At 43.8% G+C, this 13,123-nt stretch carries 12 protein-coding genes and 1 tRNA gene; 2 read left to right on the top strand and 11 right to left on the bottom strand.

Translation table 11 applies throughout. The features are described 5' to 3' along the window. Positions 1–247: 247 nt before the first annotated feature. The gene (locus HYU97_07925; protein ID MBI2336672.1) at positions 248–1,438 is read left to right on the top strand and encodes a thioredoxin domain-containing protein; all 1,191 of its coding nucleotides are present in this window, start codon (positions 248–250) and stop codon (positions 1,436–1,438) included. A 217-nt stretch (positions 1,439–1,655) separates the two neighbouring features. Here the strand turns inward: HYU97_07925 and HYU97_07930 are convergent, their stop codons facing one another. From HYU97_07930 to pgsA, 6 genes are all read right to left on the bottom strand, one after another. Continuing rightward, positions 1,656–3,314, bottom strand: coding sequence for an adenosylcobalamin-dependent ribonucleoside-diphosphate reductase (locus HYU97_07930; GenBank protein ID MBI2336673.1), 1,659 nt, complete (start codon positions 3,312–3,314; stop codon positions 1,656–1,658). A gap of 251 nt (positions 3,315–3,565) precedes the next feature. After that, positions 3,566–3,934, bottom strand: a complete 369-nt coding sequence (locus tag HYU97_07935; protein MBI2336674.1) for a sulfite exporter TauE/SafE family protein — start codon at positions 3,932–3,934, stop codon at positions 3,566–3,568. Between the two features lie 12 nt (positions 3,935–3,946). Beyond that, a complete protein-coding gene (locus HYU97_07940) occupies positions 3,947–4,372 on the bottom strand; it encodes a hypothetical protein (protein MBI2336675.1) in 426 nt (141 codons plus the stop codon). Further along, the gene (locus HYU97_07945; protein ID MBI2336676.1) at positions 4,360–4,590 is read right to left on the bottom strand and encodes an AbrB/MazE/SpoVT family DNA-binding domain-containing protein; all 231 of its coding nucleotides are present in this window, start codon (positions 4,588–4,590) and stop codon (positions 4,360–4,362) included. The genes HYU97_07940 and HYU97_07945 overlap by 13 nt, the downstream gene beginning before the upstream one ends. Positions 4,591–4,842: 252 nt before the next feature. Beyond that, a tRNA-Gly gene (locus tag HYU97_07950) sits at positions 4,843–4,914 on the bottom strand. A gap of 47 nt (positions 4,915–4,961) precedes the next feature. Continuing rightward, the gene (pgsA, locus tag HYU97_07955) at positions 4,962–5,567 is read right to left on the bottom strand and encodes a CDP-diacylglycerol--glycerol-3-phosphate 3-phosphatidyltransferase (protein ID MBI2336677.1); all 606 of its coding nucleotides are present in this window, start codon (positions 5,565–5,567) and stop codon (positions 4,962–4,964) included. A gap of 258 nt (positions 5,568–5,825) precedes the next feature. Between pgsA and nadB the strand changes: the two genes are divergently transcribed. Continuing rightward, positions 5,826–7,433, top strand: a complete 1,608-nt coding sequence (gene nadB, locus HYU97_07960; GenBank protein ID MBI2336678.1) for an L-aspartate oxidase — start codon at positions 5,826–5,828, stop codon at positions 7,431–7,433. A 309-nt stretch (positions 7,434–7,742) separates the two neighbouring features. On the opposite strand, the gene pyrE is transcribed toward nadB, so the two are convergent. The 5 genes from pyrE to HYU97_07985 form a co-directional block, all read right to left on the bottom strand. Continuing rightward, complete coding sequence (gene pyrE / locus HYU97_07965; protein ID MBI2336679.1) at positions 7,743–8,303, bottom strand: orotate phosphoribosyltransferase; 561 nt, start codon at positions 8,301–8,303, stop codon at positions 7,743–7,745. Further along, a complete protein-coding gene (locus HYU97_07970) occupies positions 8,300–9,136 on the bottom strand; it encodes a lysophospholipase (GenBank protein ID MBI2336680.1) in 837 nt (278 codons plus the stop codon). Before HYU97_07970 ends, pyrE begins: the two co-directional genes overlap by 4 nt. A gap of 194 nt (positions 9,137–9,330) precedes the next feature. Further along, positions 9,331–10,074, bottom strand: coding sequence for an SH3 domain-containing protein (locus tag HYU97_07975; protein MBI2336681.1), 744 nt, complete (start codon positions 10,072–10,074; stop codon positions 9,331–9,333). Positions 10,075–10,295: 221 nt separating this feature from the next. After that, a complete protein-coding gene (locus HYU97_07980) occupies positions 10,296–12,023 on the bottom strand; it encodes a protein BatD (GenBank protein MBI2336682.1) in 1,728 nt (575 codons plus the stop codon). 146 nt (positions 12,024–12,169) lie between these two features. After that, on the bottom strand, positions 12,170–13,087 hold the full coding sequence (locus tag HYU97_07985) for a tetratricopeptide repeat protein (protein ID MBI2336683.1): 918 nt from the start codon (positions 13,085–13,087) through the stop codon (positions 12,170–12,172). Positions 13,088–13,123 lie beyond the last annotated feature (36 nt).

A 13,123-nucleotide genomic window follows, 5' to 3' on the forward strand; every position in this document is an offset into this window, starting at 1 on the left:
ATTCAACTTAATGCGTTAACCAGCACGCGAATATGAGGTTGAAAAGTTCTCGAGGCTCTGAGGTCCAAATCTCAACCCCTAGGCACGATCACTTTAGCCTTGACCAAGAGGTCATCCATATGAGGGTCGCCGATGGAGCGCGGCTGACGAAATAACCCAAGCGCTCTCCCTGCAAGACTGAAGCATTACTTTTTGTACTTCATTATAATTGCAATTTTATTTTATTGAGTTTATTAAGCATCAAAAGATGAAACCTTCTCACTCCACGTTTTACCGTAACCTGCTTATTGCTGCCCTGCTATTTTCTTTAGCAGGGATCGGGGTTAGCCTTTTTCTAGTCCAACATCATTTTATGGCTTTAAAAACTGGCAACCTTGATCTTAGCCAATGTAATTTGGGGGGTAATTTTAATTGTGATATCCCGCTCATGAGCCGCTATAGTGTTTTTGCAGGCATCCCAATGGCTGGCCTTGGCTTTCTTTATTATCTCTATATTGCTCTTACCGCTATTGGCGCACTCGTGGTGAGTGAAAATCGGCCGGCACTTTTAGTGCCACCAACCATCGTTAGCGTTTTGGCTATGCTGATGACTTTTTATCTTATTTATGTTTCAAGTCTCGTGCTAGAAGCCTACTGCATCTTTTGTATTTCGATGTATATATTAAACCTTCTTATCACCGTTGGTTTGCTTATGATTTTATATCCTGATCGATTGCAGTGGAGAGAAACCATGAAAAAAATACCCTGGTTAGGGAGTATTCTTGCGTTTATTTTAATTTTTGGGATTGGCGGTTTTATCTTTTTCTCAAAACAACAATCGCTGGCGCAAAGCAGCCAATTGCCACCTCCTGAGCAGATTATTGCTGCCTTCTTTAATCAACCTAAAATCAATATCCCTACCGACAATCGCCCTACTTGGGGTAACCCTAACGCTAAAATTACCATTGCTGAGTTTAGCGACTTTGAATGCCCCTTTTGTAAACGGGCAGCGCTTACCCTTAAACCTTTTTTGACTGAATATAAAAATGCTGTAAAATTTGTCTTTTTAAATTACCCCTTAGATCAAGCCTGTAACCCATTTTTAAAAAAACCCCTTCACACTCTCGCATGCCAAGCCGCCTATTCAAGTCACTGTGCACATATGCAGGGGAAGTTTTGGCCTTATCACGATTTGATTTTTGCCAATCAAAAATTACTAACCAGCGAATCTTTTAATGCCTTCGCAAAGCAACTTTCTTTAAACTTCGCTCAGTTTCAAAGTTGCCTAAGCTCCGAAGACACCAAAAACGCTATTTTGCGTGACCTGCAGGCCGGAGACGTTGCCCAAATCTCAGGCACCCCTAGCATCTTTATCAACGGCCGACCCTTCGGCTTCTGGCCCTACGCCCCCATCTTCCACCAACTCCTCCAAGAAGTAAAAAAGAATCCATCCCGGTAATCAATAATTGGGCGATGGATTGCTTCAGTAAAAGGTTTCTGAAACCCTTTGCGCGAGAGCGACGAAGTCATTCAATTCTAAAAAATGTATGGTTTGTAGAAGTTAGGGTATGACCAGAGGGAATACACTAACTTCTAAACAAACCAACATTTTTTAGGATTGAATACGAGGAGCGGAGCGCGGGTTGAAGAAACCTTTTACTGAAGCAATCCATCGCCTAATTGCGAATAGCGATGTTGATATTTTTGCACTTTGACTGATACGCCGTCATGTAAATCTTATACACATCTTTCTCGGTAGTCCCCTTGGGCAATTCAATCACCCGTGCAATCCCATTATCAGTATATTTTTGAAACACCGCTTGCATCTTGAGTTGAATCTCGGGATCAATCTCACTGGCTATTTTAAAAATATCCCGCTCTTTTTTAGTCAATTTAGGAATTATTTTTAAATTGCCGGTTTTGATGATCTTTTGCACGATGGCTTCATCGTAAAACTCATTTTCTCGCAAAAATTCTTCAAAAGCAGGTTTGATGTGAGCTTCATCCGGTTGGCCATTAAAATAAGTTAAAGTGGGAACTGGGGCGATGCCATTGCTAATATCGGCAATCGTAGCCAGTAAATCGGTCGGCCCTAATGCTGTAATGGTAGCGTTGCGAATGGGTTTTAATTTTTGTTTTTCAAGCAAACTACCTTTGAAGTTTGCAAAGGGCCCACGTTGTTTGGCTAAGGCAATGGATGCTTGCCGTGCACGCTTGAGCATAAATTTCATGGTGGTGGTCGCAAACGATTTGGCCTTAGGTGAATCGTAAGGAATTTTAAGCCGCATCAATAAATCGGCAAAACCCATCACTCCCAAACCAATTTTGCGATTTGCCACTACGATTTTTTCACACTGCGGTAAGGGATAATAAGAAGCTTCAATCGCGTCGTCTAAGAATCGAACCGCCAAATCAATTAAAATTTCAAAACGTTCTTCATTGAATCCCTTATCATCCACTAAGTTGGCCATATTGATGCTGCCATAAATGACCCCTTCATTGGGTAAAAGCGGCATTTCGCCATAGGGACTGGTGGCTTCAATTTCACCCAACTGTGGTGTGGGATTGTGGCGATTGATCTCGTCAATAAAAAGCAAGCTAGGGCTCCCGGTTTTACCGGCCGCTTTACAAATGGCCTCAAAAATATCGGCAGCCCGCACAAAATTGACGATCTGCCCAGTACGCGGATTCACCAGAGGATAAGTGGTGTCTTTTTTCAAACAACGCATAAAATGGCTGGTGATGGCCACCGCGATGCGAAAATTTTTAAAACCTTCGTTTTCTTTACAACGGATAAATTCAAAAATATCGGGATGAGAAATCGACAACACACCCATATTCATCCCCGGCACTCGACTCCCTTGCTTTAATACATCGGTCGCCGTGTCAAACAAGCGCATAAAATTGACCGGCCCACTCGCTTGGCCACCGGCGGTTTCAACCACATCACGGCTCGGCCTAATTTTGGAAAAACTAAAACCCGTTCCAGCCCCTGTTTTTTGTAAAATCGACATTTGTTGTACGGCTTGGGTGATTCCTTCGACTGAATCGGGCACTGCTAAAACAAAACTCGAAAGCAATTGCCCCTTGGGAAGACCTGCATTCATTAAAGTGGGTGGAGAAGGCAAAAATTCTAGGCGCCGCATCATCTCTAAGAATTCACTCTCGTAGTATTCGATCTCATCCAGGGTACCCCACTGCCCTTCTACCCGGGCAATAGTATGGGCAATACGACGGAACATGTCATCCGACGTTTCGATGGTACGGCCAAAGGAATCTTTGAGCAGATACCCATTTTCGATGATTTTTTGGGCTGTAGCACTTAAACGAGCCATAAACCTCCCATACCACTTTTACGACATACCGCGTTACCGAAAACTCTTTGTCATTGCGAATCCCTTTGGGATGAAGCAATCTTCAGTTTTTGCATGTTGGAGATTGCCACGCCCGTTGGGCTCGCAATGACAGTTATTATATTTTAAATGAATTCGAGATTGGAGGTGAACTAAATTATGTACTAAAAAAATAAATTAATGATTTCAAATATTTATATTGATAATTCCAACTCAAAGGAAAGCCATTGACGTTATTTTGCAAAAAGATACTTAAAACCCACGAGTAAAAACAAAACCCCAACCATTTTTTTCAAAACGCCCTCTGAAACAAAATGAACCACGTGGGCACCCAACCATGCCCCAACAATCAAACCCAAGGCAATCCACAAGGCGACGATTAAATTCAAATTTCCACTTTGGTGATAACGAACGGCCGCCAATAAACCAACCGGTAAGATAAGCACGGCCAACGAAGTCCCCTGCGCCATGTGTTGCGAATAGCCAAAGAAAAACACCAACGCCGGCACCATGACCAACCCACCCCCAATCCCAAAAAACCCGCTCGCCACCCCCGCACTTAAACCAACCAAGATATATTTAAGGATGATGGTCCATTCCATAAGGATCCTTTCTTATTTAATGAGTGAATCCACAAATTCACGCACCGTTAAAATTTGGACCCCATGAGTTTGCTCAAGCTTATTCATCCATTTCCCAAAGGCTTTTTTGTCTCCCGTAAGAAGATAGCCTGCCCTAGCTTGTAAGGCCCCCTGGAAAATAGGCAAATCATCAAGGGGTAATTTCAATGGATTAAAACTTTCATCAACCGATACAGAAATTATTTCTAATTGCTTTTTAAGCTTTTCAAACTGATTCAAAGTATTTGGAAATTTCAGAGCTAGATTATAATGTGCTTCTTCCAAAGCATATTCGGATGTATAAATTTTCAACTTTAAAAAAGAGGCTCTTTGGATCAGAGAGTAAGTCAAACCTTGTGGATTATGAGCCCCGGTAAAAATAACATTAGCATCTAAAAACAGGCGTTTTACTTGAGCCACTTTTTATCCTTGGGAAGAATTTTATCGGCTTCTTCCCAATTTGCAATTTCTGAATCCGAATAGGTCTTTAGAGGGATAAGATTGGCTTTTTTCAGCAAGACCCCTTGCGAAGTTTCTTCAATAATAAGGGGGGTGTTTTGATCAATCGCGTACTTTTTTCGAATCGAAGCCGGCAAAGTTATTTGGCCTCTTTCTGAGACGATAACTGGGGTGGACATCGTTAGACCTCCGTATTCTGAAATTCAGAATATCAGAAAATCAGAAATCTAGCAAGATGCTTTTTCTTGGGGTGATGACAAATTCCTTATTCCCCCTCCCCTTGTGTGGGAGGGGGTCAGGGGGAGGGAGCGGGAGACGGGGGTCGAACCCGCGAAGCAGGCAAACACCAGCCAGTGGCTGGTGGCAAACTGCGGAGCGTATATGGAAAATTATCCGAGCTTGCTGTAGGTTCGTAGAAGCTTAGGACATTGAGCGGGAGACGGGGGTCGAACCCGCGACGTCAACCTTGGCAAGGTTGCACTCTACCACTGAGTTACTCCCGCTATTCAAGGCGAGATTAAGTAGCACAGAAAAAAAAAATGTCAAATGGCTATCCCTTTGCCGAACCTTTCTGGCTCACCATCTTAAAAAAAGACCGCACGTAGAGAAACCCAGAGCCAAGAGAAATAACGAGTGATAAAATCAGAAAAAACCACCCTACTAATTTTAAATCAATGCCAAACATGGGGTAATAAATAAGCAAGCCCCCTAAGCCTACGTTCTGACAGGCAGTCTTTTTTTTGCCCCAATACGAAGCCACGATTACGATTTGTTCATGGATAGCAACCCCGCGTAGTGCCGTGATGATAATTTCGCGGCTCATGATAACAACAACCAACCAAGCCGGTACCCGAGCGATGGGAATGAGCATGGTCAAGACACCTAGCAATATTAATTTATCGGCCAAGGGGTCTAAAAACTTTCCAAACACGTTATTGATTTTCATGCGCCGAGCCACATAACCATCGACCACATCCGATATGCCGGCGATGACGAATAACCCTAAGGCCAGCAAGCCTATTTCTAAATTATAGCGGGGGCCTCGCTCGGGCTTGATCCACATCATACAAATCATCACCGCAGGTACTAAGATGATCCGCAAAAAAGAAAGGTAATTGGGCCAATTGAGATATTCTTTGCGTTTAGCTTTTTCCATGAGGGGCATCATGGCCAAAAGAGCTTTTTTTGTCTACTAATTATGGTAATGGAAGGTAATGCTTCAGTCTTGCAGGGAGAGCGCTTGGGTTGTTGAGGAAGCCATCGCGGAAGCGGCGGGGCCCCCATGCGGGCTAGCCGGCATGGAAAACCGGTTATACCGGAAGGCTTCCGTGCCGGCTAGCCCCATGAGGGTCGCCGATGGAGCGCGGCTGACGAAATAACCCAAGCGCTCTCCCTGCAAGACTGAAGCATTACAATGGAAGATATGTCTAAAATTTTACAATTTGATTTTATTGTGATTGGCAGCGGCATTGCGGGTATCACGTATGCGCTTAAAGTGGCGCAAGCAGGGAAAGTTGCGCTGCTAACCAAAAAAAATCGGTCGGATTCTAACACCAATTACGCCCAAGGTGGGATTGCGACGGTTTTCAATTCGGATGATTCTCCGCAATCACATATTCAAGACACTCTCGAAGCCGGTGCAGGGTTGTGCCATCGGGATGTGGTTGAAAAGGTCATTGCCGAGAGCCAAGCCGCTATTGAAGAGTTGATTCAAATTGGAGTTGAGTTTTCAAAAAATGCCACCGGGCACTTTGACTTAGGGAGAGAAGGTGGCCACAGCCGTCGCCGTGTGTTGCACGCCAAAGATATTACGGGGCAAGAAATTGAACGGGCTTTATTAAACGCCGTTCAACGAACTCCCAACATCACTTTATTTGAACATCAAATGGTGGTCGACTTCATCATGGAACCATCCCACCGCATCTTGGGCCTTTATGCCCAAGACTCTGCTTCAGGAAAAATTGTAACGTTTGCAGCCCCGATTATCATGCTAGCCACGGGTGGGGCTGGAAAAGTTTACAAATTTACCAGCAACCCTGACATTGCCACCGGAGATGGTATTGCCCTAGCTTGGCGGGCTGGGGCCAAAGTTGGAAATTTAGAGTTTGTGCAATTTCATCCCACCTCACTCTACCACCCCACCGCTAAAAATTTTTTACTCAGTGAAGCATTACGCGGCGAAGGTGGCAAATTGCAACTAACGAGTGGTGAAGAATTTATGCAACACTACCATCCCTTAGGGGCCTTAGCCCCGCGGGATATCGTGGCTCGCGCTATTGACGCCGAAATGAAAAAAGCGGGCACCACACATGTTTTGCTCGACATGACTCACTTAGACTCGCAATTTTTAAAATCACGCTTTCCACAAATTCACGAAAAGCTCATTTCTTTTGGCCTCGATATGACTCAAGAACCTTTGCCCGTGGTCCCGGCTGCGCATTACATGTGTGGAGGAGTTTGCACTGACTTACACGGTGAAACCACCATTCAAAATTTGTTTGCGGCTGGCGAGGTTGCCTGCACGGGCTTTCATGGGGCCAACCGTTTGGCCAGCAACTCTTTACTAGAGGCCGTGGTGTTTTCAAAAAATGCCGCCTCACGCTCCTTGGAAAGATTTAAAACCTTATCACCCCAAAATATTCGCCTACCGGAATGGAAAGAAGGTGGAGCGGTAGAATCAAAAGAAAAAATTATCATCACCCAAAACTGGACGGAGATAAGAAAGTTGATGTGGAATTATGTGGGCATTGTGCGTAGCCAAAACAGGCTACTCCTTGCCAAGCAACGCTTACAGGCCCTGCGCCATGAAATCGAAGAATATTATTGGAAATACAAAATCACGCCCGATTTTCTGGAACTACGCAACTTGAGCTTAGTAGTTCAACTGATTGTCGAATGCGCCTTACGTCGCAAAGAAAGCCGCGGGCTGCATTACATTACCGATTACCCAAACCAAATCGAACCCAAGGATACCATTCTTGATCCTGCCATTGATAAAATCGCTCAAATTGCTAAGGATTAATTTACCTTCTTCAGTATGCTTTCCGAAACCCTGACTTGTGGAAAACAAGGTCCAGTGGACCTTGGCAAACACAAGTCAGCATAAGCACTTTACCGAGCTTGATGTGCGAGAGCGACGAGTCATGCAATTCTAAAAATAGATGTCATTCTGAACCCAACAGGGTGAAGAATCTTCCATTTTACAATCCGAAAGGGAAGATCCTTCGGCTTCGCCTCAGGATGACATTTATTTATAGCCTACGAGGAGTCCTTCGCCAAGCCTCAGGATAAACTCCGCACGGGTTGAGGAAAGCATACTGAAGAAGGTAAATTAATCCTTAGTATTGAGTAATTCATCTTTGGTAAATAGGCTCACGAATTGCATGCCGGCTTGTTGCACGGCCTCTTGCCCACCCTCTTGCCGATCGACTAATACGATCACCCCTACGGGCGTTAAGCCAAATTCGCGCACTTTTTCAGCGGCCTTTAAGAGCGAACCACCGGTGGTAATAACGTCTTCAACCAAGATGACCTTCATGCCCGGTTTTAGGTGGGTGTGGCCCTCAATCCAAGCCCCGGTGCCATGGCCTTTGGTTTCTTTGCGAACAATGAAACTGAACAAGGGGGTGTGCTTGTGATAGCTGGCTAGGCTCACGCTGGTCAAAATAGGGTCCGCTCCTAAAGTGGGGCCACCCACGGCTTGAACCTCTGGAAATTTTTTTTGAATGATTTCGAAAATTAATGCCCCGATCAAAAAGGCACCTTCGGGATGAAGGCTGGTTTGCTTGCCATCAAAATAAAAATTGCTTTTCTTACCTGAGGCCAGCGTGAACTCACCTTTGCGAAAAGAATATTTTAAAAGCAGTTGTTTTAATTTTTCTAGGTTATTCATAAATGAGCTTTCATCCATTTTAGCATATCTTCAAAGACCTCTTGTCTACCTATTTCGTTGAAAATCTCGTGGTAAAAACCCTCGTAAATTTTTATTTGTTTATCCTGGACTTTCAAGTCATGGTAAAATTCTTTTGTTGCCTCGGGGTCGCAAACTTGATCGGCTCCTCCGTGCATTAAGAACATGGGGTCTTGAATTTTAGGAGCTAACTGCAAAATGGTTTCAAGATTGTCCAAAATAATTTGCGCCATGCGAAACGAGATCTTTTTTTCTACCAACTCATCTTCAATGTAAGCCCTTACCACTTCAGGGTCATGGCTTAAAAGCGTAGGGTCAATTTCATTATCTAAAGCAACCGTCGGTAACAAAAACGCAAGGTATTTTCCTAACCATTTTTTATAAGTGGGAATTTTAACCGCCAATCTTAAATTAGGCGAAGATATTAATGCCCCGGCTACTTGGCGAGGGTGGCTTGCCAAATAATTAATAGCCACCTGGCCCCCAAAACTATGGGCAACAAGAAAAACTTTTTTTTCTTTTTTCTTGGCTAATTGCACGATGGCATGCAAATCGTCGACAAGAGTTTGCATGCTAGGGGCATAAATTCTTGGGCCTTTGCTCTTGCCATGCCCGCGTTGATCATAAAAATAAATTGAAAAAGAAAATGACAAAAAATACCGCAAGGGGAATTGATAGCGGCTTGAATGTTCGCCAATGCCATGCACAAAGATAAGGCTCGCTTGGTTATTTTTTTTAAGATAGGTTTGAGTGTAAAGCTCAAGCCCATCTTGCATGTCACAAAATTTCTCTAAGGGTTTTACTAAGGAGGCCATAGTCTACTATACATATGACACAGGATCATGAGCCGAGACAAGGAAGATGAGCAAAAAATCCGGAGGCGTAGCCTAAATGCGGAGCCTGCCCTGAGCACAAGCGAAGGGTTGACGGATTTTTTGTGAAATCTGACGCAGTCGCAGGCCATGAGCCGAAGTCAGATGTGCAGTAGACTATGGCCTCCTTAGTTAATTCATAGTGGCATCACCGCTGCTTTACTAACCCAACCCTCTACTCCTCCCGCTGTCTTAACCCACACCACTTCGCCCTCAATGCTCTTCAAACGAATCACTTGCCCTTCTTTTAATTGAGCTAAGCGATTGGATTGTTCTACCGGTTCTTCTCGCACCCAAGCGTCTTCTAGAACCACTGCACGGCTTATCATGTGACTGATGGCCGTTGTGATAAATAGAACCAAACTCATGGCATAAATAAAGAAACTACTCAGTAAAAAAATCTTGAGGCTACGCACTTTTTCCCAACGAAATAGGCAAAAATTCAAACCGATTAAAAAAGAACAAAGGGCTTGAAGATAAAGTGCCTCCGAATAATTGAGTTTAAGCCGATAAGTGTGGCCCATAACCCAATTGATTAAATTCTTTTCTTCGTTGCTACCTTTATTCATAATTTTATCTAAATGCTGCAAGTTATGGACAAGATAGGGGTTGCGGGGAAGCTCGCTTTGAGCTTTGAGCCAATACCCCTTGGCTAGGCCCAGTTTACCTAATCTAAAAAACCCATTGCCAATGTTATAATCAACGTAAGCGCCTCCCCAGCCCATTAATTTCAACTCTTGCCACTTATTAATGGCCTTTTCATAGTCCCCTTGTTGATAAAATTTTTGGGCCTCAGTGGCAAATTCCATAGCGGTAAAGGCAAAGAGAGAAGATGGCAAACTGAAAAGAATAAAAAAACAAAGTAAGATTTTCTTTTTCATATAACACCATCGCCACTACAAACCAGACGTCCCTCTGTCATTGCGAGCCCAACGGGCGTGGCAATCCCATCGCTTAAACAGAGGAGATTGCTTCACCCTGCTGGGTTCGCAATGACAGAGAGCCCTCTGGTTTGCAATGACAGAGAGCCCTCTGGTTTGCAATGACAGAGGGCACTCTGGTTTGCAATGACAGAAGCCTTGCCGAGATCGCAACAACACCTTTATGAAAGTTCTCTATCGATTCTTCGGATCATTTCCAAGGCTTTCTTTTTTAAAGCCTGAGCTGACAGGGCTTGCTGAATACCCCCAAACTGACTGTATTCTAAATCGGCCAAAAACTGTTGAACCTCTTCTGCTAACTTTGAAGAAATTTTTTGTTGTTGTAAGATATTAAGGGTCTCTTCAAAGGTAAGGCTGGCGCCTACCAGCCCTAATTTATTACCCAAATAATCTCGCAACAGATAAAAGATTTGCCCATCGGCATCAGAGTCTAATTTTTGCAATTGTAACTTAGCCTGTCGATAGGCCCGGCTGCTCCGACGTTCGTTACGGGTTCGTTCCCGCCAAGCTTGGCTACGCCCATAACCCCAATAGGCTAATAAAAAGAGCGGTGCACCCCAAATCAACACCAATGCCATAATTTTAAAAACCGATCGCTGGCCATGTATTGCAAGCAAAGGTTTAACCCCAACCACAGGGCTAATATCATTACGGTTGATCACTGGTTTTTCATCGGTGGTTTTATTTTCATGAATACCAGCGGTCACTAATTGTTCGGAGTTATTCCCTTCTAATATTTTTAGATTTAAAGGCATGCTCGATAACTCTTTATAGGTGCCTGCCTTAGGGTCAAAATATTCTAACTGAAAACTTGGGATTTGAACAATCCCTGCACTTTCTCCCACTAGGGCAAAATCGAAAATCTTTTTACCTTCATAACCTTGAGAGCCTTTATTAACTTCGATCTTAGGTTTATTTTCATAAAGTCGTAATCGTGGCGGTAATTCTAATTTTGGCAAAACGCCTTCGCGTAAATTCCCTTTACCTTGAATAACCACGGACAGGCTGGCTGTTTCCCCAACTTTGATCGTATCGACATTTAAAGAACTCTCGAGGGTAAACTCTCCTACCAAACCGGTAAAATGGGGCGGCGCGGGTGGAAGCTCTTTGACCTGAAGTGTAATTGGCGCTGTCTTAATGGTTTTGGGTTGAGTGAAAGAAGACATGGAAGAGAAAAAAGGATCGGAAAAAATTTGATTGACCTGTTGAATCTGCAAACGAGCCACAATGGGATCAATCGTTAAAGTACCGGTTTTAGTGGGTTGAAGCAAATACTTCATTTCTGTGATGGCATAGCGAACCCCATCGATCGTTTGGGTATATTCTCGCTCTTTAACTAATTCTTCCGCTACCATATCTTTAAACCGAAAGGGCTCTAGTTGCCCTGAAGTGACTCGCACCGCAGAATACAAACGTAAGGTCAGAATAATATCTTCGCCCACATAAGGAGAAAGATTATTGACTTGAGCTTCGATGAATACCGGGCGCTGGGGTATTTTCATCACCGGTGGTTGTTGAGGAACGGTTGGCAAAATCGGATCCAAGCTAGGAAACCCGGGCATGACGGGGGGGCTCATGGGTTTTTTACGCCCGCCCTGACTAGCATTAACTTCTACCCAAACACTGTTGGTCGTATAAGATTTTCCATCGACTTGCAGAGTAATGGGCCCAATTTCAAATTTACCTTCTTTTAAGGGCAACAGTGTATATTGATAAACCTTCGATGCACGCATGACACCATTGACATAGCTTACTTCAGCACTTGCAAATTTCCCCACAATTTCAAAATTACCGCGGGGAGGAATATCTGGCTCACCCACATCTTGCCCACTTTCCACTCGAACGACCAAGGTGAACTCTTGGTCTAAGCCCACGACTGAATCGCTCACTTCTGCGGATACCTGAACATTGGGGGCAGCCCAAGTGATAGTTGGGAATAAAAGGCAGACGAAGAAAGAGATAAAATGGAAGATTCGGAGTTTATCCAGAGCGAAGCGAAGGACCTCTGGACTCAGAATGACATTAATAACTTCTTTCACCAGTCTTTCTCCGGGTGTTGGGTTGCTCCATAGCTCTCATTCATCTGTGCATTTAAAATTTGGCCCGCATGATCTTCAATCATATTTAACCAACGTTCGGCTTCTTTGGCTTGAGGTGATAATTCTTGCTGGTTTTGAGTGACAGGGTTTTTGGAATTTTGTTCAGATTGTTTGGGTTGGTTTTTAGCAGTAACATCGCCCGATAAATCTGGGTCGTTTTGCTGATCGCCAGAATTATTTTGCTTGGGATCTTTTTGCTGGGGTTGACCTGATTGATTTTGTTGTTGATCAAAATTTTCGTTTTTGGCTTCGGAGCCTGATTGGTTCTGTTTAGCCTGACTATTTTGCTGCTCTGGTTGTTGCTGCTGTTGATCTTGTTGGTTTTGATTTTGTTGATCCTGGTTTTCGGATTGTTGCTCACTTTGTTCCTGCCCTTGTTTACCTTGCGACCCATCTTTGGCAGATTGTTCACTTTTATTTTCCCCCTGCTGATCGTTTTTTTGCTGGCTATCTTGATTTTGTTTTTGCTGTTGCAGTTTTCGTTTCACAAACTCTAAATTGAATTTGGCCTCTACATCATTGGGGTCTAATTGCAAGGCGGCTTCATAGTCCTTCACCGCTTCTGGCAACTGCTCCATGCGATAATGGGTGTTGCCTAAATTATAAAAGGCCTTTTCTTTTAATTCAGTTTTTTTGGATTGAGCTGCGATCTGAAAATTTTTTAAGGCTTCAGGATAATTCTTTTGTTGGTATTGCGACAAACCCAAATTGTAATAAGAATCAAAGGCCCGCATGTCTTTAGCGGCTGCTTTAAAACGATCTTCGGCTGTTTTATAGCGTTTGTCTTCGTAGGCCTGCTGCCCTTGAAATTCTTTTAAAAACCCCAAGGGGGTAGCACCCACTTTTTGTGGCATAATAGCGATACTCAGCAATAGCATGGCGTTTATGAC

It is taken from the genome of Deltaproteobacteria bacterium (assembly GCA_016183235.1).
Taxonomy (GTDB): domain Bacteria; phylum UBA10199; class UBA10199; order DSSB01; family JACPFA01; genus JACPFA01.